This window comes from Ginsengibacter hankyongi, from assembly GCF_008710285.1.
Taxonomy (GTDB): domain Bacteria; phylum Bacteroidota; class Bacteroidia; order Chitinophagales; family Chitinophagaceae; genus Ginsengibacter; species Ginsengibacter hankyongi.
In genome coordinates this window covers 1,077,138-1,103,660 of record NZ_VYQF01000001.1, presented here as the reverse complement: position 1 = coordinate 1,103,660, position 26,523 = coordinate 1,077,138, and the positions used below count along the sequence as shown (strand labels likewise).

Below are 26,523 nucleotides of genomic sequence, written 5' to 3'. Positions count from 1 at the left end.
CTATGGACAAATTGTTTTTAAAATCAAAAACTCTAATGAAACGCGATGAAACGCCAGATGTAAAACCTGTTAAAGGAGGCGAACAAATACCTGAAAAAAAAAGTAAGAAGGTGATTGCTCTTCCTGTCAAAATTTTCCTCATAGGTTTTATGGGCAGCGGTAAAACACACTGGGGAAAGATATGGGCAAAAAACGAATCATTAACCTTTTATGATCTGGATGGACGAATAAAAAAGGCTTTCAAAATGAGTATTACCGAAATTTTTGAAAAGAAAGGCGAAGAAAAATTCAGGGAATTAGAAAGGTATCATCTCCGGAAATTTGAAAGCAAAAAGAATTTTTTACTGGCATGTGGCGGAGGAACTCCATGTTTTTCTGATAATATGGATTGGATGAAATCGCAGGGCAAAGTTTTTTATTTAAAGGCAGAACCTGAGTTACTTTTGCAACAGGTAATGCACGAAACAGAGAAAAGACCTGTCATTAAAAAAGTAAATCCATCTGAATTGCTGTTTTTTATTCAGAAAAAATTAGAAGAACGAGAACCTTATTATTCACAGGCCGATGTCATTCTTAATGTTGATGAACTCAACGAAAATTCACTTTCACTTTTTCTTACGCCAACAAAATAATGCAACTGGTTTGTTTAAATTTTTAATTCTTTATAATAATGCATAGGGGTTATTTAAAAACTGCAACAATTATTGGTGCGCTTTCCGTAGCGCTTGGCGCATTTGCTGCTCATTCCTTAAAACAACATGTTTCGGATTACGCAGTAAGTATTTTTGAAACCGGTGTCCGCTACCAGTTTTATCATGTATTTGCATTATTAACAAGTGGTATTTTGTATAAAGAGTTTCCGAATAAATTTATTAAATGGTCTGGTAAATTATTCATTGCCGGAATTATTTTATTCTCTGCTTCATTATATGCGCTCACTTTTATTAAAGCTGCGGTGTTACCCGGTTACGATTGGGTAGGTGCTATAACCCCCTTTGGCGGACTGTGTTTTATTGCCGGCTGGCTTTGTTTATTTTTTGGAATAGCAAAAAAACCGAAATCCACTTTACAATAAAAGCTTTGAATTTAAAGCAATTCAACAATTAAAAGAATTCAACCATTTAACCATTTATCTATCTTTGTGAGCAAATGGCTAATAGTAAAAAAACAAAAAAAAGTAAGGCGGCTGATCCTAAAAAAATGGCCGCTGATATTGAGGCGAAAGTTGAGGTAAAAAAGTTGCTGAAAGATGAGCGGTCACATAAGATCGCCGGTACAATTCTTATATTAATATCAATATTACTTTTCCTTTCTTTTACTTCTTACTTGTTTACATGGCAGGAAGATCAATCTAAAGTTTTTAAAGGCGCAAAAATTTTGTTGCCAAGCCATGCAGAGTCCATGGCAAATTTATTGGGTACCGCAGGGGCTTATTTTTCCGATCTTTTTTTTAGGTCAGGTTTTGGCATAGCATCCTATTTATTTTGCACCTTCTTTTTTATTGTGGGTGTAAATTTATTTGCACCGAAAAAAATATTTTCTGTCAGCCGCAACATTCGATATGTAGTCGTAGGACTTTTGGTAATAAGCGTTACAGCTTCATTTTTGTTTAAAGGCCACCCGTTTCCATGGGGCGGTGCAGTAGGCGATATGGAAAATCAATGGTTGCAGCAAATGATTGGAAAAGTAGGTACAGCGGCATTATTGTTAGTGGCGGTGATGAGTTATACTATTTGGCGATTTAATCCATCATTTGATTTTATCAATAAAAAGTTAATTGCCGGAAGAAGTGAATCGGATGATAAAATCCTGGCGCCGGCTGATACATTTGGAGACGCCTCGTTGAAAACTTCAAATGATCATTTTGTTCCGTTAATGAATATTCCAATAAAAAATGATAACGGAATAAATCATGACCTCCAGATTATCGAAAAAAATGATGATGCGCCAATTATAAAAGAAGATGTCCGTAAGGAATTTTTTGTTCCGGAAGTTAGAGAAGAAAAAAGCAAAGCGCCGACTTTAAACAGTTCTCCTGAAAGTGGATTACAACTGGAAGTAAAATCATTCCCCGCTGAAATTGAAAAAGAGCCGGATATAATTTCGAAGCCAAAAATACAACAACAGCCTTATGATCCAATCCTTGACCTGAGAAATTATAAATTTCCCACGGTTGATTTGTTAGAGACACATGGAAGCGAAAAGATAATACAAGATGTAACTGAACTTGAAACCAATAAGAACCAGATCATCAATACGCTGAAAAATTATGATATAGAAATACAAAAAATTTATGCAACTGTTGGGCCTACCGTTACCTTGTACGAAATTGTTCCGGCCCCGGGCGTTCGTATTTCACGTATAAAAAACCTGGAAGATGATATCGCTCTAAGCCTTGCGGCTCTTGGCATTCGTATTATTGCACCCATACCCGGCAAAGGTACAATTGGTATAGAAGTACCCAATGTGAAAAAGACCGTTGTGAGCATGAGGACCTTATTAAATTCAGAAAAATTTCAGAACAATAATTTCTCATTGCCAATTGCCATTGGTAAAAAAATTGATAACGAAAATTTTATTGTTGACCTCACAACCATGCCGCATTTATTAATGGCAGGCGCAACAGGCCAGGGTAAATCAGTTGGGTTAAATGCAATTCTTGTTTCTCTTTTGTATAAAAAGCATCCTTCGCAACTAAAGCTTGTTTTAATTGATCCTAAAAAAGTAGAACTAAGTATTTATAAGAGTATTGAAAAGCATTTTCTTGCAAAGTTACCGGGCGAGGAAGATGCAATTATTACCGATACAAAAAAAGTTATTCATACCCTCAATGCTTTGTGTATTGAAATGGATAACCGTTATGATTTATTAAAGGAAGCCGGCACCAGGAACATTCGTGAATACAATGAGAAATTTGTTGCAAGAAAATTGAATCCGGAAAAGGGCCATCAATATTTGCCGTTTATAGTTTTGGTAATTGATGAATTTGCTGATCTTATAATGACTGCCGGTAAAGAAGTGGAGATGCCGATCGCCCGCCTGGCACAGCTTGCAAGGGCCGTAGGTATTCATTTGATCATTGCAACACAACGCCCCTCTGTTAATATTATAACCGGAACTATTAAAGCTAACTTCCCTGTGCGGATAGCCTTTAAGGTTAGCAGTAAAATCGATAGCCGCACCATTCTTGACATAGGCGGCGCTGAGCAATTAATAGGTAAAGGAGACATGCTGATAAGTTATAACGGCGAGCTTACACGCTTACAATGCGCATTTGTTGATACGCCTGAGGTTGATAAGGTGACTGACTTTATAGGTGATCAGCAGGGATATCCGCAGGCATTCTTGTTGCCGGAATATGTTGACGAGAAGGAATTTGAAAATAAAGAATTTGACGTGAATGACAGGGACGCGCTGTTTGAGGACGCTGCAAGGCTAATAGTTCAAAGCCAGAGTGGGAGCACTTCTTTATTGCAGCGCCGGATGAAATTAGGATATAATCGTGCGGGAAGGTTGATGGATCAGTTGGAAGCCGCCGGTGTTGTAGGCCCCAACCAGGGCAGCAAAGTGAGAGATGTGCTTATTAAGACAGATGCGGAACTACAGCAGTATCTTAACAGGGACTAGCTTATCTAACTATTTCGCTTAAACGCAATTATTCGGCTAAGCATTATTTTTTTATACTAACTTGATTATTTAAAAAATAACTGCACAAATTATATGGAAACCTTCTAACGTAAACACTGTATTTGTGGTCAATAACAGAAAATTGATCTTCCCGCAAGTCTACGAATACCCGTAAATTTTGTTTTACTATTGATTCTACATTTTTGTCAAAAGATTATCTTCGTTGCTATAATGTCAAAATATTTAATTGTTGGGCTTGGTAATACAGGAAGCCAGTATACCCATACAAGACACAACATTGGATTTGATGTGGTAGACGCTTTTGTATTAAAGCATAAAGGGCTTTTTAAGATGGGCAGGCTTGCAGAAGTATCGGAAATAAAATGGAAGGGAAAGACTTTTGTTTGTATAAAACCCACAACATTTATGAATTTAAGTGGTAAAGCCGTAAAATATTGGCTGGATAAAGAAAATATTGACGTAGAAAATTCGTTAACTATCGTGGATGACCTGGCACTCCCTTTAAATAAACTGCGATTACGCAAAAGTGGGAGCGATGCGGGTCATAACGGCCTTCGCGATATTCAAAATGTTTTAGGAACAGACGTGTATCCCAAGCTTCGTTTTGGAATTGGTAATAGCTTCCCGAAAGGGATGCAGGTTGAGTTTGTTCTTAGCCGGTGGTTACAGGAGGAAGTCCCGCTGGTAAGACTAAAAATTGAAAAATGTGTAGAAGTAATAGAAAATTTTGCCGCGATAGGAATTGATCGTACAATGAACACAATAAATAGTATTACATTTAATATTGAATCTGCCGGTTAGGCAAGTTCTTTTTTTAATTTGTTTTGTATATTTTCGCCAATTAACTTCTGGCACCCAAATAAAAAAGCTGCTTAAACATGAAAATTTTTTGTATAGGACGTAATTATGCAGACCACGCTAAGGAAATGGATAGTGAAATACCGGACGAACCCGTAATTTTCATGAAGCCTAAAAGTGCTCTAGTTCAAAATCATACTCCATTTTATTATCCTGAATTTACTAATGAGCTACATTATGAATGCGAACTGGTGGTGCGGATTAGTAAAAATGGTAAATATATACAGGAGAAACACGCTCCTAATTACTACAATGCTATCAGCGTAGGTATTGATTTTACGGCCCGTGATATTCAGAAGCAATTAAAAGAAAAAGGCCTGCCATGGGAGAAGTCAAAATCATTTGATAATTCCGCCGCGGTTGGAACTTTCACAGATTTAACCCCCGCTATAAATAAAAAGAATATCAATTTCTCATTTTCTAAAAATAAAGAAGTAGTTCAAAAAGGAAATTCCGGAAATATGATATTTTCCATCGATGCTATTGTTGCAAATATTTCCAATTATTTTTCTTTGAATATTGGCGACCTTATTTTCACCGGCACACCGGCTGGAGTTGGCGAATGCATGGTGGGTGATATTTTGGAAGGCTTTCTTGAGAATAATTCAGTTCTTAAGCTGGAAATAAAATAACGTTCTCCAATTCTTTTATTTCACTTTTTTAATTCAATTGGCTTGGTTAAGGGCATAGTATTTGAATAACCCTTTCAATGAATGTTTTGCATAAAACAATATATACCATTGGCCATTCTACAAGAACTTTAGAAAAGTTCCTCGCATTATTAGAAGCTTTTTCTATAAAAATGCTGGTAGATGTAAGAAGCTATCCCGGCTCAAAACGATATCCGCATTTTAATAAAGAACATCTTGCAAAAAAACTTTCACTTAATAATATTCTTTATACACATCTTGCCTCGTTGGGAGGCAGGAGAAAGAGTTTAGCTCATTCAAAAAATTCTGTATGGAAAAATGATGCTTTCAGAGGTTACGCGGATTATATGGAAACGGCTGAATTTAAAAATGGCATCTTGGAGCTAGAAGATATTGCCGGAAAATATAACACCGCATTTATGTGCTCAGAAGCCGTTTGGTGGAGATGTCACCGTTCAATGATTGCCGATTATGTAAAAGCAGAAGGTTGGAAAGTTCTACATATTATCAATAATAAAAAAGCAGAAGAACATCCATATACTGCACCCGCAAAAATTATAGAAGGAAAGCTATTTTATACAACGGAGCAGCAAGATCTATTTTAGATTTTATAAAAGAGTATAAAAAAAATTCCCTCCCGAAGAATCAGGAGGGATCTCTTTAACCCTTAAAACAACCAACATGAAAAAACTGTTGATTCTGTTTACAATTATATATACGTAAGAAAAGCGGTAATGGTTGTGTATAAATTATTACAATAAAGCAAGATCGAGTACCTGCTGCATTGTTTTTACATAATTTACTTTTAAGCCTTTAATAAAATTAGGATTTATTTCTTCCACATCTTTCTCATTTTGTACGCTCATGATTATTTCCTTCAAGCCCGCCCTTTTTGCTGCCAGCACTTTTTCTTTAATGCCGCCAACAGGCAATACTTGTCCCCGCAAGGTAATTTCACCGGTCATCGCAAGATAAGGTTTCACTTTACGTCCGGTAAATGAAGATGCGAGTGCAGTCATCATTGTAATTCCGGCACTTGGCCCATCTTTAGGAACTGCTCCTTCCGGTACATGAACGTGAACATTTTTTTTATTAAAGACATCAGGATTGATTCCATATTTTTTTGCGTTGGCCTGCAGGTACGTCATAGCTGTGCTTGCGCTTTCCTTCATTACATTACCGAGGTTGCCGGTAAGTTTCAATTCACCTTTACCATTGTCGCTGGTGGTGGTTTCAATAAATAAAATATCACCCCCCACATACGTCCAGGCAAGCCCAACAGCCACGCCGGGCATATTCGCCGTTTTATACATTTCATTATTATACCTGGACTTACCAAGTATTTTTTCAACATCTCCAATACTTATAGTGGGCTTGAGCTTCCCTTTTTCAGCATAGGTCCTGGCAAGATTACGCATAACGCTTGCCAGTTGCCTGTCGAGTTCACGCACTCCGCTTTCCCTTGTAAATTCTGATATAATTTTTTCTATTACAGTATCACTCATTTTAAAAGGAACATCTTTCAACCCATGTGCTTCTTTTTGCTTAGGTAGAAGATGGCGCTTGGCAATTTCAATTTTTTCTTCAATGGCATATCCATTAAGATCTATAATCTCAAGCCTGTCACGTAATGCAGGTTGAATGTTTTGAAGATTATTGGCAGTGGCAATAAATAATACCTTACTTAAATCATATTCCATCTCCAGGTAGTTATCGTAAAAATTATTGTTCTGCTCCGGATCAAGAACTTCAAGCAATGCGGAAGATGGATCACCGCGAAAGTCGGTGCCCACTTTATCTATTTCATCCAAAATCATAACAGGATTAGACGATTTTATTTTCCTGATAGATTGTAAAATTCTTCCAGGCATGGCGCCAATATAGGTTTTACGATGCCCACGTATTTCGCTTTCATCGTGGAGACCACCCAAGCTTACCCGTACATATTTACGGTTAATAGCGTTGGCTATGCTTTTTCCTAAGGAAGTTTTTCCAATTCCCGGAGGGCCTACAAAACATAGGATCGGGCTCTTCATGTCGCCTTTTAACTTCAATACGGCAAGATATTCAAGAATCCTTTGCTTAATTTTTTCCATTCCATAATGATCGTGATCCAGTATTTTTTTTGCCTTTTTAAAATCGTATTGATCTTTTGTATAATCTTCCCAAGGCAAATCAAGCATCAAATCAAGATGGTTATACACTACAGAATAATCAGGTGTTGAAGGATGCATTCTTTCCAATTTCTCCAAACCTTTATTAAACATTTCTTTCGCAGTTGCGGGCCATTTTTTCAATTCGGCTTTCTTCTGCATTTCTTTTACTTCCGCAAAATTATCGCCGCCAAGTTCTTCTTTTATGGCCTTTAATTGTTGCTGTAAAAAATAATCCTTCTGCTGTTTATCAAGTTCAGCACGTGTTTTATTGGTTACTTTATTTTTAAGTTCAGCATATTGTAATTCTGTTTGCAACAAGTTCATTAATATTTCTGCTCTTGCTTTAATATTATGAATCTCCAGCAATTTTTGCTTTTCGGCTATGGTGCTGTTTAGGTTACTACTTACAAAATGTATTAAGAATGATGGATTCTCTATATTCTTTAAGATAATAGAAGCTTCAGAAGGTAGGTTGGGAGAGAGTTGTATAATTTGACCGGCAAGTTCCTTAATTGAAGAAACCATGGCATCAAAATCATTATCGTTTTTCAATTCTTCCTCAGCAAGTACGGTAATTTTTGCTTTGAAATAAGGATCATCAGTTGTAATCTCATCAATCTTAAATCTTTTTTTACCCTGTATAATAACGGTTGTGCCACCATCGGGCATTTTTATAAGCTTGATAATTTTCGCTACGGTACCAATATCCACCAAATCACTTACGGTAGGTTCTTCTACGAGGCTGTCTTTTTGCGACACAACGCCTATCAATTTGTCAGCCTTGTAAGCGTCAGTTACCGCCTTTATACTTTTGTCTCTGCCCACTGTAATGGGTATAACAACGCCGGGAAAAAGTACGGTATTTCTTAAAGGAAGTAAGGGTAATTCCGCAGGAATTACCTGATCATCACCGCCTTCGCCTCCATCTTCATTCAGTGGGATAATGGGCATAAACTCCATTTCATCTTCAGAGCCACCCATAAAAAAGTTTCTATTCATATTATTTTTCTCTTGTCAATATGTCAATTGCTCCTCTTAATAAACGAAGTTTTCAACATAATTGTATATGGTTCAACATTAATGCCACGAAATTAAAATTTATAACAACAAAAAAAGACTCTCTTTTATGTTGATTATAATTAGCTATGTTCGGCTTTACGATATCCTTCCTGACTTTTCTATTTCGTGTATGTGCTAACAATTACCCTAAAACAAAATATTTACTTTTGCAGGATGGATATTAAATGGAGTGATGAAGAACTTTTTATTTTTAGGAAAATCAGTAAGGCCGCAGAGGAACTTAATATGCCGGCATTTGTTATTGGTGGTTTTGTAAGAGATAAAATATTGAACAGGCCCGATAAAGATCTGGATATAGTATGCGTTGGCGATGGAATAGAATTGGCGAAAAAAACAGCGCAACAGTTTCATCCAATACCTGCAGTAAATGTTTTCAAAACCTTTGGAACCGCCCAAATAAAAATTTATAAAAATTCTTTTCCCGCTTCGTTGAAAATTAATGGTGAAGATGACGCCTTCGACGTAGAATTTGTAGGGGCAAGAAAGGAAAGTTATAATTATAACAGCCGTAAACCAGAAGTTGAACAGGGCTCACTGGACGATGACAGAATGCGCAGGGATTTCACCATAAACACAATTGCTGTCAGCCTTAATAAAAATGATTTTGGAACATTGGTAGATCCATTAGAGGGAATTGCTGACATTCAAAAAAAAATTATCGAAACACCACTTCATCCTGATCAAACTTTTAGTGACGATCCTCTGAGGATGATGCGTGCAATTCGTTTCGCTACCCAGCTTAGTTTCAATATTACTCCTGCAACCTTTGAAGCGATAAAAAAGAATGCACATCGTATTACAATTGTAAGTGCCGAAAGAATAACAGATGAATTGAATAAAATCATTTTAACTGAAAAGCCGTCAATTGGTTTTGATTTGCTTTATAAAAGCGGACTGCTGCAAATTATTTTTCCTCAAATGGTTGCATTGGCGGGCGCTGAGTATATTGATGGGAAAGGACATAAAGACAATTTTTATCACACCTTGCAAGTGCTTGACAATATTGCACCTCATACAAATGATTTGTGGTTGCGATGGGCTGCTATCTTACACGATATTGCCAAGCCGGTAACAAAAAAATTTGAAGAAGGTCATGGCTGGACATTTCACGGGCATGAAGTGGTAGGTGGCAGGATGGTACCAAAAATATTTGCACAATTGAAATTGCCTCATAATGAAAAAATGAAATTTGTAAGAAAGATAGTGGAATTGCATTTGCGGCCTATCAGCCTTACAAAAGAGAATATAACAGACTCGGCTATACGAAGACTTATTTTTGATGCAGGAGATGATATAGAAGCATTAATGACTCTGTGCAAAGCGGATATTACTTCAAAGAACAAGCAAAAGGTTCAGCGTTTTTTATCAAATTTTGATATGGTGGAAAAACGGCTGAAAGAAGTCGAAGAATCTGATAACCTTCGTAACTGGCAGCCACCGATAACCGGCGAAATTATAATGAATGAGTTTGGGCTTCCGCCATCAAGGATGGTAGGAGAAATAAAAAATGCAGTTCGTGAAGCCGTATTGGATGGGTTAATACCTAACGAATTTAACGCCGCATTTGCATTTATGGAGCAAAAAGCAAAGGAACTTGGCATACAAAAAAAGATTAAAAATTAAAAGAATTATTGAAACCCGTTTTGAACGTTATTATTGATTACTAATTCTTAATTTCGTGATATGGCAGTCTTAAAGTTTAGAATTTATTGGGAAGATGATGACAGCGTTTATCGCGACATTGTGATTAAGCATGTTCAAACTTTTTTTGAACTGCACCAGGTTATTTTGAAATGTTTTGACTTTGATAACAAACATAGCGCAACGTTTTATCGAAGCAATGATAAATGGCAACGTGGAAAAGAAATTACGCTTGAAAAGTATGATAAGCAATACCAGGTTCAGCCTTTATTGATGAAAGATTGTACTGTTGGTTCAGAAATAAAAGATCCCAACCAGAAATTTATTTACGTGTACGACTTCCATAAAAACTGGACATTTATGGTTGAGCTTATTAATGTAAACAAAGGAGAGGATAATAAAATCAGTTATCCGTCATGCGTTAGAAGCGAAGGAATAGGGCCGAGCCAATATGGAACTAAAGGTCTCATTAACGAGAAACTTGCAGAGATAGAGGAGAAATATGATTTGAATAGCGCTGTTATGCCTGACGGTTTCGGCGAAGAAGGAGAGGCAGATACTGAAACAGAAGCTGATGAAGATGTTGAAGAAAATACTTCCGAAGAAATTTAAAAATTAATTGCCGGGTTCTATACAAACCTTTGCATTATATGAATCGCAAAACCTGCATTATAATATCAGGTCCTACCGCTGTTGGAAAAACAGACTTCGCTATTGAACTCGCACAAAAACATCAAACCCAAATTATTTCTGCGGATAGCCGGCAATGTTACAAGGAGCTAAATATTGGCGTAGCCAAACCTTCTGCTGAGCAACTTAACATCATACAACATTATTTCATTAGTTCTCATTCCATACAGGAAGATGTTAATGTAAAAGTATTTGAACAATATGCGCTAAATGCCGTCAAAAAAATATTTGAAACAAATGATGTTGCCGTTGTGGTAGGTGGCACCGGGCTTTACATTAAGGCTTTCTGCGAAGGCGTTGATGACATTCCAACAGTTAGTGAAAAAATCCGTAATGAAATTAAAGAAGCCTATAAAAAAAATGGAATTGAATGGCTTCAAAAAGAAATACAAAAGCACGATCCATTTTATTTTACTTCGGGAGAAATACAAAATCCTCAAAGAATGATGAGAGCGTTGGAAGTAAATTTATCGACAGGTAATTCTATTCTTGATTTTCATTCAGGAAAAAAAATTAAAAGAGATTTTGAAATAAAAAAAATCAATTTAGAACTTCCCAGGAATGAATTGTATGAAAGGATAAACAGGCGGGTAGATGATATGATGAATAACGGTTTATTAAAGGAAGCTGAGAATCTTTTTCTATACAGACATTTGAATGCTTTGCAAACAGTAGGCTACAAGGAATTATTTGATTTTATAGAAGGTAAAATTTCTTTGGACAAAGCCATTGATGATATTAAAAAAAATACCAGGCATTTTGCCAAGAGACAGGTTACTTGGTTTAAGAAGTTTAATGAGTGAGAATATTGGGATTTGAGGTTTCAATTTGAAACCTCAAAAGTAATAATCCTTTAATATCACAAATTGTGACCTCGAAAGGAAAGAACAATTGAAAGAAATAAAAGAAAGGTTGGGCGAACATGATGTGCAGCTCAACCAAATTTATGATGCAATGGAAAATTTGTTAGATGAGAAAGCGGCACAAAGAAAAGGGGATGCAAGAGAACGAACAGGATTTTAAGAAGTAGAAGATTTTTTAATAAAAGCCAAAGACCTTTCTATATTTTAAACCCGATCGTAGCTATAATATTTCCACCGGTGTTTTTTATTAACGCAGGCACATTTGGTTTGTCCTGTAACAAATACGGGTAGTTAATATCCTTGTTGATAGTATATACATAAGTAAGATCGATAAAAATTCCTTTGTTCCTGTAACCTAAGCCGCCACTCACTTTATAGAGGCTTGCCGTTTCATTTTTATAAGGATTGCCGTAATAAGCGCCTCCAAGCCTGAACATATAAGTATTATATTTTAATTCGCCACCTATTCTTGCATTGATGGCATTTTTATAAGTATTCTTAATTGCATCAGTGAGTGATGAATAATAATTTTTTGACGTAGCATCAGTTTTATCAGCGGCTTTAAAAGAAGCGCCTTTATAATTTGCATATTCAACATCAGCTGTAATAAATCCACGTTGATTTCTTACATCGGCTGCCTCACGAAAAACATAAGAGCCACTAACGATAACTTTAAGCGGCGCAACTAAATTATACTTTGTTTCAAGCAATTGACCGTTATTTAAATCCAGAGTGCTTTGGCTTTTTACTCCGGCGCCGCCATAACCTTCCAGGTCTGTTATTACTTCTGCAGAATATTTATCGGTGAGCTGGTAAATTGTTGGAGTGTGCACAGCAACACCAATTCTTACATCTTCCATTGGTTTATAAATAATTCCCAATTTTCCATTTATTCCAATCCCTTTCGTGTTCAATGTTTCATTTGATTCAAAATAATTAAAATTATTATTGGCATTCCCTGATGCATCACTTTCTTTATAATGAGAATTGCGATCGTAATTCAAAAAAGGGAAACTAAGTGTGCCTCCAAAGAAAAACTTTTCATTTAAGTCAAGTCCGACTCCCGCTGATATATCTGTAATTCCGCCGGAGGTATTAATGGTGTTTTCCTGTATTAAACCGAAGTTAGGATTTGCCTGGCTTCTATAACCGGAAACGGAACCATCCGAGGCATGCACTGTATCTATAAGATATGTATTGAATGCCTGGCTGGATCCAAACGGATAATCTGCGGCGGCAGAATTAGGATCAGTTACATTATTGTTGGCAAGTTCTTCCAAATATTTTTCAGAATAAGAACTTGTTGAGTTCTGCCCTTTATAATAAATATTCTTATTGAAGTCTGCAATCCTGTTTGCACCAATAGCAAACGTGAAACTTTTTATTGGCCGGTCCGGTGTGGGAGATGAAATTAAAAGACCGCTTGCCCCGAGGTTGAAATTATTATTGTTACTTTTTTCTGAATTGGCTTTATAGGTTGAATTGAAATTTTTTAAAGAATATCCGGGGGTTAAAACAAATTCATTTGTTTTATAAAAACCTAAGCCTGCAGGATTAATAAACAGGGACGAAAATTCTCCGCCTAATGAAGCGCCGGCCCCGCCAATAGCCTGGTTACGGGCTGTTCCATTTGTGGTTAGCCAGGAGTATCGAAGCGCATCCGCTGGTTCTTGCGCATAACTTTTAGTGACAGCAAACAATACGATTGCTATTAAATACATTGCTTTCATAGTACAATAATTGTAAAATGTTTAATAAAGATCTTGGAGCAAGAAACTGATTTCTTTTATAAATTAATTTATAAGATGGTTTTCGCCATTCTTACATCTTAATGCCTGAAAGTTCTTACAGGAGCGCTACCACTGCTACTTCCAGATGATGATGATGAATTATTTCCTGAAGAAGTACTCGGTTGAAAAGTTCTTGCAGGAGTATTGTTATTGTTATTATTATAATTATTGTCGTTATAATTGTTATTCGATCTTGAGTTATTCGACCTGGTGTTGTTATTCGATGGGGTAAAAATTCTTCTTACAAAATTTCCAACACCTGTTGTATTTGTTTGTGGTCTGAAAGATCTAACGGGCACAGAAGAACTGTTTGTGGTAGTGTTTGCAGGGTTAGTTCTATTATTATTTACGTTATAAGGACGAAGATTGAACTGCCTTGGCCCATTGCTGTAATTAGCTGGCGAAGTGCCGGACTTTGCACTATAATATAACGGCGGATAGTAACTATTATAATAAGGAGAATAATAATTGTTGTAGGGTGAGTAAAAGTTATTATAAGGTGAATAAAAATTACTGTAATAATTATTGTAAGGATAAAAAGTAACCCCTGTATAATTATATGGACTGTAATAAGAATTGTATGGATTATAAAACCCGGATCCATAAGAATCGTATGGGTAATAGCCAGAGCCTAAATAAAACGAAAGATTACTGCGAAACTGGGGATCATTTATTCCGCGTCTTATTGCAAGATCTTCAATATTACCTGAATTATTGTAAGCATAGCTGTCTTTCTCCTGCTGGTTGTCGGTAGTTACATATTCATTCTGCGGTGGCGCCGGTGAATAATAGACATCATCAGGCGTTTGCCCTATGCGATAGGCTGAAGTGCAACTGCTAAAGGCAGCTATTGCACCCAATATGAGTAAATATTTTGTTTTCATGGCTTTAAGTTTAAAAAAAAATTAAAAATGAAGTTTATTACTTTTGCGCCCAATGCTATGTAAATTTAAGCATTAATCAACTATTATATGGCGTTTAATTTTACAAACGGTTGTTAAAGAATAGCTAAGATGACTATGTTTTTTTATGGTTGAAAATTTATTTTTTCGAGACGAAAAATACCGGGTGCTTGGTTGATTTTTCAGATATATAAAAAAGGATAAAGGATTAAAAATGATTTGAAATTATGGGTAAAGAAATTACAAAAAGGGAAACCGATTATTCTCAGTGGTATAATGATATTATTTTAAAAGCCGGGCTGGCCGATTACAGCGCAGTAAGAGGTTGTATGGTTATAAAACCATACGGATTTGCGCTCTGGGAAAATATGCGTGACCAGTTGGATAAAATGTTTAAAGAAACAGGACATCAAAATGCATATTTTCCATTATTTATTCCAAAAAGTTTTTTGAGTAAAGAAGCGGCACATGTGGAAGGCTTTGCTAAAGAATGCGCTGTTGTTACTCATTATCGTTTAATGAATGATCCTGATGGCGGAGGAATTGTTGTAGATCCTGACGCAAAACTGGAAGAAGAATTAATTGTGAGGCCCACTTCAGAAACGATTATATGGAATACTTATAAAACATGGATCCAGTCTTACAGGGATTTACCAATATTGGTAAACCAATGGGCCAACGTTGTAAGGTGGGAAATGCGTACCCGGCTTTTCTTGCGTACAACAGAATTTTTATGGCAGGAAGGTCATACTGCCCACGCCACCTCACAGGAAGCTATAGACGAAACAAAGTTAATTCTTGATGTGTATGCAACATTTGCCGAAGAATGGATGAGTTTGCCTGTGGTTAAAGGGGTTAAAAGTATAAGTGAGCGTTTTGCGGGCGCAGTAGATACTTATTGTATAGAAGCGCTGATGCAGGATGGAAAGGCATTGCAGTCGGGCACTTCGCACTATCTTGGACAAAATTTTGCTAAAGCTTTTGATGTACAATTTACCGATAAAGAAAATAAGCTTGATTATGTTTGGGCAAGCAGTTGGGGAGTAAGTACAAGACTGATAGGTGCTTTAGTGATGGCCCACAGCGATGATGACGGGCTGGTGTTGCCGCCAAAAATAGCACCGATACAAGTTGTAATTGTACCCATTTATAAGGGAGATGAGCAAAAGAAAATGATCGATGAAAAAGTAAAAATGTTCATGGAAGATTTTAAAGCACTGGGAGTAAAAGTGAAATATGATGATAACGACAACAACCGCCCAGGCTGGAAATTTGCAGAATATGAATTAAAGGGAGTTCCTGTACGGATCGCTATTGGGGCCAGGGATATACAAAATAATGTAGTAGAAGTTGCCCGCCGCGATACAAAAGAGAAAACTTCGGTTTCGATAGATGGGCTTGCCAATACAGTTGCTGTTTTACTGAACGACATTCAGCAAAATATTTATACTAAGGCAAAAAATTTCCGCGACGAACATATAGCCAAAGCCGACACATGGGATGAGTTTGAAAAACTTCTCGATAGTAAAGGAGGTTTTATTTCTGCACATTGGGATGGCACTGCGGAAACGGAAGAAAAAATAAAAGAACTAACGAAGGCGACTATACGCTGTATTCCTTTGAATAATCTACAGGAAGAAGGAAAGTGCATTTTAACCGGCAAGCCAAGTAAAGAAAGAGTTTTATTTGCGAGAGCATATTAAAAAAATAACTTTAAAAATCTTTTTATTCCAAAATCAAAACTAACAACATGGAAAATTTTGATTTATTGAATAACGACTTGCAGGTAACGCCACAAGGGCAAAGCTATTTAACTGAATCTGCGAAGTGGGGGAAGTTTTTGGCGATCATTGGATTTGTTTTTTGCGGATTTATGGTTGTACTGGCTTTTTTAATACCAGCACTCATGTCACAATTAACTCAAAACAGTTCTTCGGCAGGAGTGACTTTTAGCTTTACTCCTGTTATTAGAACAGCGATGACAGTATTATATTTAATGCTGGCATTTCTCTTCTTTTTTCCTTGCTTTTACCTGTATAAATTTTCTGCAAAAATGCAGCTTGCAACAAAAAATATCAGCCAGGACAACTTTGATGAATCGCTAATGAATTTAAAATCGATGTTTAAATTTTTCGGCATCTTCACAATTATAATTCTTTCAATTTATGCATTAACAATTGTGATAGGTATTATAGGCGCTGCAACACATTAACGCTTTAAAGTTATTTTGAAGCTAAATAATTATAATCGGCAAGCAGCTTTTCTAAAAAATCAATTGCGTACATATCAGTTTGAATTTTTAAAACTTCCTGCACTTTAATGGAAACCCTTGCACACGTTTCTGTGTTGTGATTTTTATAAAACATGTTAATCACATTTTTAATAGTATTAATATCACGATCAGAAAGTTTTAAAACTTCCGGAAATTTTACCACATAATTGGACTGCTGAATTTCCATAAAAACAGTATCCTCAACCGTGAAAACAGATTTAGTGTTTACAACAACCGTATTGGCCGCCAGGTCTCCAAGCCTTTGATTTTTTTTTGAAATAGCAATAATAATTACCACGATGATTCCAAAGAAGCCGGTGATCATTATGTAAACAATAAGGCTACCTCTTGTAAGAATAGTGTAGCCAAAAAAGAAAGGCCACTCATACGCTTTGAACATCCACCTTACCAAATATTGGCTTAGCTCGGGCTCCCCGCCATTGAGGCTTATTACCCTTATGTTCATTAATTTTTTTCCTATCGTTTGCCCATGCAGCATCACTTCCGTGACAAGCGAATACAAAAGCATAGGAACAGAAATGGTGAGTATATCAACGCCCATGTGGCTTTTTAGTACATTTTCACTCACTTCATCAAAGCCTCCATAATACAGAAACTTCATGCCGACAAAAAAGAGTATCAATAAAGTAAAATCTATGAGGTATGCAAAAAGCCTTTTATGAAATTCGGCTATTTCAAATTCCAGGTCGATATTAAAAGGAGTAGCTATTTGTATAACGCTCATAAGGCAAATTATTATATTAAAGAGAAATTGCCTTTTTTTATTTTTTGTTTGGTTAAATTATTTCTATTTGTTTCAACGATATTTATATGTTTACGTTTTAATTTTATAAAATGCGTGAGGCGAGGTTTATAAAAAAAAATGTTGATAAGTGGAATCAATATCAGCACGAAGAAACACAAGACCCGGATGAAATGGCGGACAGGTTTGTAACCTTGCTCGATGACCTGTCTTACGCAAAAACTTTCTACCCGCAAAGCAAAGTAACGCGGTGGATTAACGGTATTGCAGCCGGTATTTATCAAAGTATTTACCAGAATAGAAAACATAAATATTCAAGAATATTATTATTCTGGAAATATGAGTTGCCGTTGTTGTTCCGCCGCTATCATAAAATTTTTCTATTTACGCTGATATTATTTGTGTTGTTTGTAGCTATTGGCGTTATATCTTCCACTACAGATCCCAATTATGCTGAAAATTATTTTAATCATAACGTGCAGGCGGGTTATTATGAGGAAACCATTTCACGCATTCAAAAAGGAGATCCTTTCGGTGTTTATAAAAGTGAGAATCCTTTTTCCATGTTCGTTTATATTGCTTACAATAATATAAAGGTGGCTTTTTATAGTGTTGTCTTTGGAGTTTTATTTGGAATCGGGACTATTTTTTTTATGTGGAATAATGGACTTATGCTAGGTTGTTTTCAATACATTTTTTTTTCGCAGGGCCTGGGCTGGCAATCAGTGATGGTTATCTGGATACATGGCACTATTGAAATATCATCAATTGTAATTGCAAGCTGCGCCGGCCTTATACTGGGTTTTGGATGGCTGTTCCCGGGCACGTATACACGAAGACAATCATTTCTAAAATCGGTGAAGGATGCCATGAAAATATGCGTAAGCCTGGTTCCTTTTTTTATTGTGGCTGCATTTTTCGAAAGCTATGTTACCCATCTTATGAGTAATACCTTTCAAAAAGATTCTCACGATATAGGGCTTCCTGTTCCCGTAAGTATTATTATCCTGGCCGGTTCATTCTTTTTAATACTATGGTATTTTGTGTTGTATCCGATACGGTTACATAATAATGGTGTTGTTTTGGAAGATGGAAAAATTATAAAGAATGGAATAACCTATGAATTGTAAGCGTATAAAATTTTGTTGGATTTTTGTTCTGTTGTTTTTTTTCAATAGCCGGTGCTTTGCCCAAAACAATAATGAGGATACGGCGGATACTTCTGGCGCCGTTATAGCCATCGATTCTGTTAATAATGATTCTGAAGATATTGGCGATACCGTTATTACAAAAACTATTTTTGACAATTCTAAAGATTCTATATTAAAATGGAAACGGAATCCGGAATTTGGTTACATGTCCTTCCTTGATAGTTTGCTTAAGAAGAAAAAAACTGGCCTCAGGGCAGATACAATAAGTATCGACAACAATACGGGCGGCAAAAAATATAAAACAATCTCAATTCCTTCTTCTAGGTCAAATGGTTTTTTGAATAGCTTTCCTGTAAAGATTTTTTTCTGGCTTATTGCCATATTCTTTATCGCATTTATTTTATATAAATTGTTTTTTAAAGGAGGCTTGTTTACAAAGGGAAATATAAAACATGGCGATGAGCCCGTTGCGGAAGAACCTGAAAAGCTGAATGAATATTCAACTTACAATGAGCTTATACATGAGGCTGAATCAAAAAGCGATTATAATCTTGCCATAAGATATTTGTATTTGCAGTCGCTGAAAAAACTTTCCGACAGGGAATTAATTCTTTTTTCTCCTGATAAAACAAACAAGTTTTATGTGCAGGAACTGAGCGGACATACCACTCAATTTGACTTTGCATCGTTAACGCTTAATTATGAATATGTGTGGTATGGGAAATTTGCGATTAACCGCGACCGTTATCAGCAATTAAAACAGGAATTTATTTTGTTTAATAAAAAAATATAACCTTACCTGGAAAAGATTATACTATATCTTTTATTGTCTGTTTCACTTGCGGAATTAGCTGGTAGCTGCAAACAGTCAGGTCGTGTGTTGCCGCCGCTAAGTGAAAGTTTTCGCAAATCAGATAAGCAGCCATTTGGAGGATACATTGCCTATAAAGAATTTAGAAATCTTTTTAAAGACCGGTATGTAGAAACGGTAACGGAACCATTTGACCAGGAATGGAACGTAATCAAAGACTATTCTAACAATAAAAAATATTCACTCTATTTTCTCATCACTAAAAACCTTGTGCTTAATTATTCCGAAGTAAATGCTTTTATGGATTATGTAAAAGCCGGAAATGATCTTTTTATTTCTGCCGATTATATAGATACAAGGCTGCTCGAAAATATCAACTGTAATAATGAGAGGATGGCTGAAATAGTTGATGAAACAAAAGGTTTAATGCGTCAAACAAAGGTGAGCATGTTCTTTGATAATAATTTTAAAGCACCTGCTTATGGATATTACTACTACCCGTTTTTGAATTCGCTCTCGTCCTTCGATACGGCCTTTGTAAGGGTTTTGGGTGTAAACGAAAATAACGACCCTAATTATATAATTTTATTTTCAGGTAAGGGACGTATTTATTTGCATGTTGCCCCAAGGGTTTTTAGTAATTATTTTTTATTATCAGGCGATAATTATCAATATATCGAAAATGTAATTTCTTTTCTGCGCAGCGATCCTAAAAATATCTATTGGGATGAGTATTACAAAAATGCAAGCCCTAACCGCAGAAAAAGTAATAACGGAAAAGATGACAATAACTTCTCATCGCTTAGTGTTATAAGGCAGCATCCGCCTTTACTTTGGGCGTTTTGGCTTGCAATTATTGGGCTTTTGCTTTTTATTTTATTTAATGTAAAAAGAAAGCAAAGAATTATCGATGTAATAAAACCAAATGTAAATACAACCGTTAATTTTACAGAGACAGTAGGACGTCTTTACCTGCAGAAAAAAAATAACAATCACATTGCTGAAAAGATGATTACCTATTTTTATGAGCACATCCGCAATAAATACTTTATAAATACTTCAACAATTAATGATGAATTTATAAACTCCCTTGCTGGAAAAAGTGGTGTGCCTATTGAAACAATGAAGCGATTATTTGCATTAATTAGACGGATACACAGCGGCGAAAATATTGATGACGCAACATTAATACAACTGAATAACGAAATTGAAAACTTTTATAAAAACCAGAGCTAATGGAAGAGAATTTTTTTGAACCGAGAATTGATTTGAGTGCATTGAGTGCAGCCGTTGCAGACATTCGGAATGAAATTAGTAAAGTTATTGTTGGCCAGCATGAAATGGTAAATATGCTGATGATTGGACTGCTATGCGATGGACATATTTTAATTGAAGGAGTACCGGGTGTTGCCAAAACACTAACTGCAAAGCTGATGGCAAAAATTATCAATGCAGAATTTTCCCGTATTCAATTTACTCCTGACCTGATGCCAAGTGATGTTTTGGGTACTTCAGTTTTTAATCCTAAAGAAGCAGATTTCCAATTTAAAAGAGGCGCTATATTCAGTAATATAATTCTTATAGATGAAATAAACCGTGCGCCAGCAAAAACACAGGCTGCATTGTTTGAAGTAATGGAAGAAAGACAAATAACTATTGATGGAACTACTCACATAATGGACTTTCCCTTTCTTGTTTTAGCGACGCAAAATCCTATAGAACAAGAGGGAACTTACCGACTTCCGGAAGCGCAGCTTGATAGATTTTTGTTTAAGATAAATGTAAACTATCCAACTCTTGAAGAAGAAATAAATATTCTTCTCAATCAGCAAACACTTACGCAAAACGCATTGTTGCAGGATGTAAATAAAATATTGTCAACGAGGCAAATTGCAGAATACCGGAATCTAATTAACCAGGTAATGATTGATCCAAAGCTGGTAGAGTTTATTGCGAAAATCGTTAATGAAACAAGAAACAATCCATCGTTATTTTTAGGCGCATCGCCAAGAGCATCGCTGGCTATTTTAAAAGCATCCAAAGCAAATGCTGCAATTAAGGGACGAGACTTTGTAAACCCTGAAGATATATTGGAAATGGCTGCTCCCGTTATGCGCCACAGAATAATTCTAACACCAGAAAAAGAGATGGAAGGAATTACGCCCGATGAACTTGTAAAAAATATTATTACAAGTATTGAAGTGCCGCGATAAAAAATAAAAAATGGATTTTATAAAAAGATACTTTGGCGACTTATTTCTCACTGCACGTTTTTACGGCGGGTTGCTTGTATGTATTTTTTTATTTGTTGCATCATTTTATATTTATTGGTTTGATGTAATAGCGTCAGTTGTTTTTTTTGCGTTTATAATTCTTTGCATGGCGGATTATGTTTTTTTATTTTTTACTGACAGAGTTCCATTTGCAAGAAGAATTAGCGCAGGCAGATTGAGTAACGGCGATGAAAATAAAATTGAATTAATTATAAAAAATGAATTTTCTTTTCCTGTTCACGTTAACGTAAATGATGAATTACCGGAACAATTCCAGGAGCGAAAATGGAAAAGACAATTAGACCTGAAAGAAAAGCAACAAAAAAAAATTCAATATTATTTACGTCCTCATCAAAGAGGTGAATATCATTTTGGCAACATTCATTTGTTTGTTACCTCACCATTGGGATTTGTCAGCCACCGGTTTACTTCCCAGGCCGCCGAAACCATAAATGTATATCCTGCTTTTATGCAATTATATAAATATGAGCTTTTGTCAAACGCAATAATCCAAAATGAAGGCGGAAGCAGGCGAATGCGTAAGATTGGCCAGAGCATGGAGTTTGAGCAAATTAAAGAATACGTAACTGGCGATGATATTCGCACGCTCAACTGGAAAGCTTCAGCACGCAAAGGTGGTTTAATGGTTAATAATTTTATGGATGAAAGATCGCAGCAAGTGTATTGTGTTATTGATAAAGGGCGACTGATGAAAATGCCTTTCGAGGGTTTAACATTGCTGGATTATGCAATTAATAGTTGTTTGGTGTTAAGCAATATCTGTCTTAAAAAACAGGATAGAGTGGGGGTAATTACTTTTTCAAATACTATAGGAAACATATTGGCGGCTGATAGAAAACCCGTGCAAAAAAAAAATATTCTGCAGTTATTATACAATCAAACTACCGGTTTCCTGGAAAGTGATTTTGAAATGTTATACATGCAAATCAGGAATCGGATTAAAAACCGTAGCCTGCTTATATTGTTTACCAATTTTGAATCGTTGTCCGGTCTAAATAGGCAGATTGAATATCTAAGGTCTTTGGCGAGTCATCATTTACTGCTCGTAGTTTTTTTTGAAAATACTGAGTTAAACAAACTTACGGGCTCACACGCTACCAATGTGGAAGACGTATATATTAAAACAATTGCAGAAAAATTTGCTTTTGAAAAACGTCTTATCGCAAAAGAGCTGATGAAATTTGGGATTTTATCTTTGCTTTCTTCACCGCAGAAACTAACGGTAAATACTATTAATAAATATTTGGAACTAAAAACCCGCCAGGCTATATAATTTTTTTTGATGAATAAAAATACTTTCGAAGAAGGACGAGTGCTTCTTACTAATAAACCATTAGGATGGACATCTTTTGATGTGGTGCGGAAAATCCGTAACACTATTAAAATAAAAAAAGTTGGTCATGCTGGAACGCTCGATCCGCTGGCCACCGGGCTTTTAATTGTATGTACCGGAAAATTTACCAAAAAGATTAATGACTATATGGCGCAGGAAAAAGAATATACCGGCACTTTTACCTTAGGATCTGTAACGCCAACATTCGACCTGGAAAGTGAACCCGAAAACTTTCAGCCGATTGATGGAATCACTAACGAGGCCATATTTGAAATATCGAAAAAATTTACGGGCGAAATAGTGCAGTTACCGCCGATACATTCTGCCATAAAGCAAAAAGGAAAGCCTGTTTATTTATTGGCAAGAAAAGGCGTCGATGTAATTATGGAACCAAGAAAAATTACCATACATAGTTTTGAAATTATCGATATCAGTTTGCCGTTAATTTCGTTTAAAGTAGTATGTACCACGGGCACGTATATACGAAGTTTGGCAAACGACTTTGGCGCTGCTCTCGGATGCGGAGCGTATCTTAGTAGTTTATGCCGTACGCGCATTGGTGAATACAAGCTTGAAGACGCAATAAGTATTGAGGACTTTGTTGCTTCCGTAAAAAAAAGTTGAGCACCGGCATGCTTCTTTTTTCAATATTAATTATCGCCAACATTAATAATAAATTTGTCGTGCTATTCAAACTTTTATAGAACAAACCTCTTGGGTTTAAAAGGTATCAGCAAAAATTCAACTTCTCCGATTTGAGTCAGCATTCTGTTTTAGATATTAACAATTATTTCGACTAACAGAGACATTGTCCCTTAAAATAAATCTTTCATATTTGCAGCGAAAGTTAATTTTAACTGGTCATTGCGTATATGTTTGAAAAATTTATTTGTGTTTTATTTATTGCTTCATTTGCCTTTGGGAGGGCAGACTCACAAAATTGTACAACCATTGGTCAAAACCCATCTACAGCATTTCCGGTATGTGGTACCGATACTTTCAGCCAGAGTACAGTGCCTTATTGTGGAGGCAGACTGCTGCCAGGACAATGTAAGAGTGATGGTATCGGGGATTTGAATCCTTTCTGGTATAAGTTTACATGTTTTAGTGCCGGTACATTAGGATTTCTTATCACACCAAATGATCTTAACGACGATTATGATTGGGAGTTATTCGACATAACGGGCCATAATCCTAACGATATTTATACAGATGCTTCATTAATTGTGGGATGTAACTGGTCAGGGAATGTTGGCCTTACCGGTGCATCTTCCGCGGGACGATCTCTTTACAATTGTGCGGGCCCTACTTATCCAACATTTAGCAGCAGGCCTGCCTTACAGCTTCATCATAATTATCTATTATTAATAAGTCATTTTACAACTTTTACCCCATCTCAAAATGGATATAAATTATCATTTGGAGGAGGAACGGCAAGCATAACAGATACTATTACACCTGATATGGTAAGTGCTTCAGCGTCGTGCGATGCAACGCAAATAATTATTAAGCTAAATAAAAAAATGCTTTGCAATAGTTTGGATGCAAACGGTAGCGATTTTGCCATTTCTCCCGCTGGTTCATCCATTGCATCGGCAATTGCAAATGGTTGTAGTAGCGGCTTTGATATGGATACTGTTGTGTTAAATATGAGTAGCCCTTTAGCGCCTGGCAATTATACTATTACTTTAAAAAATGGAACTGATGCCAATACATTATTAGATGTATGTGGTCGAAATATTCCGCCAGGAAAAAATATTCCGCTGGTTATTCCCGTTTTACAACCGACGCCGATGGATAGTTTAACAAAAATTGGTTGCGCTCCGCAATCATTGAAATTAGTATTTAAGAAAAATATTAAATGCAATTCTATTGCTGCGGATGGGAGCGATTTTATTATTACGGGGCCTTCACCGGTTTCTGTAATAAGTGCGCAGGGAAATTGTATTAATGGAGTTACTAATCAAATAAACGTTGTTTTATCCGGTGCAATTCAAACACAGGGAAATTACCAGGTTAGCCTCGTTAAGGGAAATGATGGAAATACTATTATAGATGAATGCGGACAGGAAACACCGGCAGGATCAACTTTGAGTTTTTCAACAAAAGATACGGTGTCTGCTGACTTTTCTTATACCATATTTCAAAGTTGTACTTTAGATTCTGTCGCTTTCTTACACGATGGTAGAAATGGCGTAAACCAGTGGCAGTGGACTTTTGATTATTCCGCAAATAGCAATTTAAAAAATCCCGTTGCTTATTTCACAACGTTTGGTATGAAGGAAATTGTATTGTCTGTTTCCAATGGCGTGTGCAGCGACACAGCCACAAAAACCATAAATCTTGATAACACGTTAAAAAGCGCTTTCGAAACAAACAATCTTTTGTGCCCTGAAGACACTGCAACTTTTATAAATAAAAGCTTAGGAAATATTACCAATTATTATTGGGATTTTGGAGACGGAAATACAAGTTCCTTCAAAGATCCCGGGCCACATCGCTATCCGATTTTAAGTGCAGAAAAGATATACACGGTTAAACTTATCATCAAGAACGCTGCAGGTTGTTATGACACTGCTTATAATAATATAAGGGTATTAAAGAGTTGCTATATAGCTGTTCCAAATGCATTTACGCCTAACGGTGATAACTTAAACGATTTTCTTTACCCGGTAAATGCTTATAAGGCAGATGACCTTGAATTCAGTGTTTATAATCGTATAGGTCAAAGAGTATTTCATACCACTGACTGGACTAAAAAATGGGATGGAACTATAAATGGAAATCCACAAGATGCCGGCGTTTATGTGTGGATGTTAAAATACACCAATCACGATACAGGCAAAAAAGTATTTCAAAAGGGCTCAACAGTATTGATAAGATAATAAAGAGCTTACTCCTCTTTATAACTAGTAGGCATAAGTTTTAAAATCTTTCCCTTGTTTTTAAGATTTATGAGAATTACCAGTTTTCCATCCTTGCCCTCGATACTTACTGATGCATCATTGCTTTCACCGCTTCTTTCAACAAGGCTGGTATTAAATGTTGTCTTACCAATTTTAAAAGGTGTTTTCCAATCACATACTTTTTCAGTTATGGCTCCCTCCATCGTATCGTTGTCATCCTCGTTATGCATTAGGGTAATATGACTTTGTGTTACTCTAACTACCACTTTTCCTTCTTCACTGCGGGCTACTTTCCCGGTCTCGTCCATAAATTCGGCTTTGCCGGAAAAGTAGGTTACAGTGTTGTTGCATTGTGCGAAAGTATAAGCACCCGGCAGTGATAATGCGAAAATTAAGATTGCTTTTTTCATTTTAATTTGGATGTAACAGACGAATTAAATTAGTTGCTTATCAGATTTTTGGGATATAAAACCCAATTACATTGGCAGAAAGATCTGTCATGTTACTTATTTCTTTTGCCTGGTTTTCATCTATTTTCTTTTGGTTGGCATTTGAAATACCAAAAAGGAATAAAAATGGAATTGCTACACCTACGATAAGTACCTGGAAAGAATAAATGCTGCGTTTAGCAAATTCAAAAACTGAATTTTCGTTGCTATCGGTAATCGTTTTCATTTTTTTAATTTTTAATTGTTAATGGTTAATTACATAACAA

The 26,523-nt window shown here is 36.1% G+C and carries 25 protein-coding genes; 19 read left to right on the top strand and 6 right to left on the bottom strand.

The window, feature by feature from the left end:
• The first annotated feature begins 35 nt into the window (after positions 1-35).
• From FW778_RS04565 to FW778_RS04540, 6 genes are all read left to right on the top strand, one after another.
• Complete coding sequence (locus FW778_RS04565; RefSeq protein WP_202552072.1) at positions 36-632, top strand: shikimate kinase; 597 nt, start codon at positions 36-38, stop codon at positions 630-632.
• A 38-nt stretch (positions 633-670) separates the two neighbouring features.
• Positions 671-1,075 (top strand): DUF423 domain-containing protein, encoded by a 405-nt coding sequence (locus tag FW778_RS04560; protein WP_150413401.1) that lies wholly within the window; start codon positions 671-673, stop codon positions 1,073-1,075.
• Positions 1,076-1,149: 74 nt separating this feature from the next.
• Positions 1,150-3,627: a DNA translocase FtsK gene (locus FW778_RS04555; RefSeq protein ID WP_150413400.1), complete on the top strand. Its 2,478-nt coding sequence runs from the start codon at positions 1,150-1,152 to the stop codon at positions 3,625-3,627.
• A gap of 231 nt (positions 3,628-3,858) precedes the next feature.
• Positions 3,859-4,449, top strand: a complete 591-nt coding sequence (gene pth, locus FW778_RS04550; RefSeq protein ID WP_150413399.1) for an aminoacyl-tRNA hydrolase — start codon at positions 3,859-3,861, stop codon at positions 4,447-4,449.
• 77 nt (positions 4,450-4,526) lie between these two features.
• Positions 4,527-5,138, top strand: coding sequence for a fumarylacetoacetate hydrolase family protein (locus FW778_RS04545; protein WP_150413398.1), 612 nt, complete (start codon positions 4,527-4,529; stop codon positions 5,136-5,138).
• A gap of 77 nt (positions 5,139-5,215) precedes the next feature.
• Positions 5,216-5,761: a DUF488 domain-containing protein gene (locus FW778_RS04540; RefSeq protein ID WP_150413397.1), complete on the top strand. Its 546-nt coding sequence runs from the start codon at positions 5,216-5,218 to the stop codon at positions 5,759-5,761.
• A 147-nt stretch (positions 5,762-5,908) separates the two neighbouring features.
• Here FW778_RS04540 and lon read toward each other — a convergent pair whose 3' ends face one another.
• Entirely contained in the window at positions 5,909-8,311 is a 2,403-nt protein-coding gene (gene lon, locus FW778_RS04535) for an endopeptidase La (protein WP_150413396.1), read from the bottom strand.
• 234 nt (positions 8,312-8,545) lie between these two features.
• Between lon and FW778_RS04530 the strand changes: the two genes are divergently transcribed.
• The 4 genes from FW778_RS04530 (at position 8,546) to FW778_RS23570 (ending at position 11,746) form a co-directional block, all read left to right on the top strand.
• A complete protein-coding gene (locus FW778_RS04530) occupies positions 8,546-10,015 on the top strand; it encodes a CCA tRNA nucleotidyltransferase (RefSeq protein WP_150413395.1) in 1,470 nt (489 codons plus the stop codon).
• Positions 10,016-10,075: 60 nt separating this feature from the next.
• Entirely contained in the window at positions 10,076-10,645 is a 570-nt protein-coding gene (locus tag FW778_RS04525; protein ID WP_150413394.1) for an IS1096 element passenger TnpR family protein, read from the top strand.
• A gap of 38 nt (positions 10,646-10,683) precedes the next feature.
• The gene (gene miaA, locus FW778_RS04520; protein WP_150413393.1) at positions 10,684-11,526 is read left to right on the top strand and encodes a tRNA (adenosine(37)-N6)-dimethylallyltransferase MiaA; all 843 of its coding nucleotides are present in this window, start codon (positions 10,684-10,686) and stop codon (positions 11,524-11,526) included.
• 88 nt (positions 11,527-11,614) lie between these two features.
• Positions 11,615-11,746 (top strand): hypothetical protein, encoded by a 132-nt coding sequence (locus tag FW778_RS23570; RefSeq protein WP_262714393.1) that lies wholly within the window; start codon positions 11,615-11,617, stop codon positions 11,744-11,746.
• Positions 11,747-11,783: 37 nt separating this feature from the next.
• Here the strand turns inward: FW778_RS23570 and FW778_RS04510 are convergent, their stop codons facing one another.
• Complete coding sequence (locus FW778_RS04510) at positions 11,784-13,316, bottom strand: OmpP1/FadL family transporter (RefSeq protein WP_150413392.1); 1,533 nt, start codon at positions 13,314-13,316, stop codon at positions 11,784-11,786.
• Positions 13,317-13,414: 98 nt separating this feature from the next.
• Positions 13,415-14,260, bottom strand: coding sequence for a hypothetical protein (locus FW778_RS04505; protein ID WP_150413391.1), 846 nt, complete (start codon positions 14,258-14,260; stop codon positions 13,415-13,417).
• A 245-nt stretch (positions 14,261-14,505) separates the two neighbouring features.
• On the opposite strand from FW778_RS04505, the gene proS reads away from it, so the two are divergent.
• Entirely contained in the window at positions 14,506-15,981 is a 1,476-nt protein-coding gene (gene proS / locus FW778_RS04500; protein WP_150413390.1) for a proline--tRNA ligase, read from the top strand.
• Positions 15,982-16,028: 47 nt separating this feature from the next.
• Positions 16,029-16,490, top strand: a complete 462-nt coding sequence (locus FW778_RS04495) for a hypothetical protein (RefSeq protein WP_150413389.1) — start codon at positions 16,029-16,031, stop codon at positions 16,488-16,490.
• 10 nt (positions 16,491-16,500) lie between these two features.
• Here the strand turns inward: FW778_RS04495 and FW778_RS04490 are convergent, their stop codons facing one another.
• Positions 16,501-17,295 (bottom strand): RDD family protein, encoded by a 795-nt coding sequence (locus FW778_RS04490; protein WP_150413388.1) that lies wholly within the window; start codon positions 17,293-17,295, stop codon positions 16,501-16,503.
• Positions 17,296-17,405: 110 nt separating this feature from the next.
• Here FW778_RS04490 and FW778_RS04485 point away from each other — a divergent pair, with 110 nt between their 5' ends.
• From FW778_RS04485 to FW778_RS04455, 7 genes are all read left to right on the top strand, one after another.
• Positions 17,406-18,443, top strand: coding sequence for a stage II sporulation protein M (locus FW778_RS04485; RefSeq protein WP_150413387.1), 1,038 nt, complete (start codon positions 17,406-17,408; stop codon positions 18,441-18,443).
• A complete protein-coding gene (locus FW778_RS04480; RefSeq protein ID WP_150413386.1) occupies positions 18,433-19,257 on the top strand; it encodes a DUF4129 domain-containing protein in 825 nt (274 codons plus the stop codon). The genes FW778_RS04485 and FW778_RS04480 overlap by 11 nt, the downstream gene beginning before the upstream one ends.
• Before the next feature lie 33 nt (positions 19,258-19,290).
• Entirely contained in the window at positions 19,291-20,511 is a 1,221-nt protein-coding gene (locus FW778_RS04475; protein ID WP_150413385.1) for a DUF4350 domain-containing protein, read from the top strand.
• Positions 20,511-21,488: an AAA family ATPase gene (locus FW778_RS04470; protein WP_150413384.1), complete on the top strand. Its 978-nt coding sequence runs from the start codon at positions 20,511-20,513 to the stop codon at positions 21,486-21,488. Before FW778_RS04475 ends, FW778_RS04470 begins: the two co-directional genes overlap by 1 nt.
• A gap of 10 nt (positions 21,489-21,498) precedes the next feature.
• Positions 21,499-22,842 (top strand): DUF58 domain-containing protein, encoded by a 1,344-nt coding sequence (locus FW778_RS04465; RefSeq protein WP_150413383.1) that lies wholly within the window; start codon positions 21,499-21,501, stop codon positions 22,840-22,842.
• Positions 22,843-22,851: 9 nt separating this feature from the next.
• Positions 22,852-23,526, top strand: coding sequence for a tRNA pseudouridine(55) synthase TruB (gene truB / locus FW778_RS04460; RefSeq protein ID WP_150413382.1), 675 nt, complete (start codon positions 22,852-22,854; stop codon positions 23,524-23,526).
• A 248-nt stretch (positions 23,527-23,774) separates the two neighbouring features.
• Complete coding sequence (locus FW778_RS04455; protein WP_150413381.1) at positions 23,775-25,787, top strand: T9SS type B sorting domain-containing protein; 2,013 nt, start codon at positions 23,775-23,777, stop codon at positions 25,785-25,787.
• An 8-nt stretch (positions 25,788-25,795) separates the two neighbouring features.
• On the opposite strand, the gene FW778_RS04450 is transcribed toward FW778_RS04455, so the two are convergent.
• Both FW778_RS04450 and FW778_RS04445 read right to left on the bottom strand, forming a co-directional pair.
• The gene (locus FW778_RS04450; protein WP_150413380.1) at positions 25,796-26,218 is read right to left on the bottom strand and encodes a hypothetical protein; all 423 of its coding nucleotides are present in this window, start codon (positions 26,216-26,218) and stop codon (positions 25,796-25,798) included.
• A gap of 40 nt (positions 26,219-26,258) precedes the next feature.
• Positions 26,259-26,483, bottom strand: coding sequence for a hypothetical protein (locus tag FW778_RS04445; RefSeq protein WP_150413379.1), 225 nt, complete (start codon positions 26,481-26,483; stop codon positions 26,259-26,261).
• Between the last annotated feature and the right edge of the window lie 40 nt (positions 26,484-26,523).

Bases quoted from the DNA above. Each gene is read 5' to 3' on its own strand.
- FW778_RS04565 (WP_202552072.1), top strand. From the start codon at position 36: ATGAAACGCGATGAAACGCCAGATGTAAAACCTGTTAAAGGAGGCGAA.
- lon (WP_150413396.1), bottom strand. From the start codon at position 8,311: ATGAATAGAAACTTTTTTATGGGTGGCTCTGAAGATGAAATGGAGTTT.
- truB (WP_150413382.1), top strand. From the start codon at position 22,852: ATGAATAAAAATACTTTCGAAGAAGGACGAGTGCTTCTTACTAATAAA.
- miaA (WP_150413393.1), top strand. From the start codon at position 10,684: ATGAATCGCAAAACCTGCATTATAATATCAGGTCCTACCGCTGTTGGA.
- FW778_RS04505 (WP_150413391.1), bottom strand. From the start codon at position 14,260: ATGAAAACAAAATATTTACTCATATTGGGTGCAATAGCTGCCTTTAGC.
- FW778_RS04560 (WP_150413401.1), top strand. From the start codon at position 671: ATGCATAGGGGTTATTTAAAAACTGCAACAATTATTGGTGCGCTTTCC.
- FW778_RS04525 (WP_150413394.1), top strand. From the start codon at position 10,076: ATGGCAGTCTTAAAGTTTAGAATTTATTGGGAAGATGATGACAGCGTT.
- pth (WP_150413399.1), top strand. From the start codon at position 3,859: ATGTCAAAATATTTAATTGTTGGGCTTGGTAATACAGGAAGCCAGTAT.
- FW778_RS04495 (WP_150413389.1), top strand. From the start codon at position 16,029: ATGGAAAATTTTGATTTATTGAATAACGACTTGCAGGTAACGCCACAA.
- FW778_RS04450 (WP_150413380.1), bottom strand. From the start codon at position 26,218: ATGAAAAAAGCAATCTTAATTTTCGCATTATCACTGCCGGGTGCTTAT.
- FW778_RS04540 (WP_150413397.1), top strand. From the start codon at position 5,216: ATGAATGTTTTGCATAAAACAATATATACCATTGGCCATTCTACAAGA.
- FW778_RS04510 (WP_150413392.1), bottom strand. From the start codon at position 13,316: ATGAAAGCAATGTATTTAATAGCAATCGTATTGTTTGCTGTCACTAAA.
- FW778_RS04545 (WP_150413398.1), top strand. From the start codon at position 4,527: ATGAAAATTTTTTGTATAGGACGTAATTATGCAGACCACGCTAAGGAA.
- FW778_RS04485 (WP_150413387.1), top strand. From the start codon at position 17,406: ATGCGTGAGGCGAGGTTTATAAAAAAAAATGTTGATAAGTGGAATCAA.
- proS (WP_150413390.1), top strand. From the start codon at position 14,506: ATGGGTAAAGAAATTACAAAAAGGGAAACCGATTATTCTCAGTGGTAT.
- FW778_RS04490 (WP_150413388.1), bottom strand. From the start codon at position 17,295: ATGAGCGTTATACAAATAGCTACTCCTTTTAATATCGACCTGGAATTT.
- FW778_RS04445 (WP_150413379.1), bottom strand. From the start codon at position 26,483: ATGAAAACGATTACCGATAGCAACGAAAATTCAGTTTTTGAATTTGCT.
- FW778_RS04530 (WP_150413395.1), top strand. From the start codon at position 8,546: ATGGATATTAAATGGAGTGATGAAGAACTTTTTATTTTTAGGAAAATC.
- FW778_RS04555 (WP_150413400.1), top strand. From the start codon at position 1,150: ATGGCTAATAGTAAAAAAACAAAAAAAAGTAAGGCGGCTGATCCTAAA.
- FW778_RS04455 (WP_150413381.1), top strand. From the start codon at position 23,775: ATGTTTGAAAAATTTATTTGTGTTTTATTTATTGCTTCATTTGCCTTT.
- FW778_RS04480 (WP_150413386.1), top strand. From the start codon at position 18,433: ATGAATTGTAAGCGTATAAAATTTTGTTGGATTTTTGTTCTGTTGTTT.
- FW778_RS04465 (WP_150413383.1), top strand. From the start codon at position 21,499: ATGGATTTTATAAAAAGATACTTTGGCGACTTATTTCTCACTGCACGT.
- FW778_RS04470 (WP_150413384.1), top strand. From the start codon at position 20,511: ATGGAAGAGAATTTTTTTGAACCGAGAATTGATTTGAGTGCATTGAGT.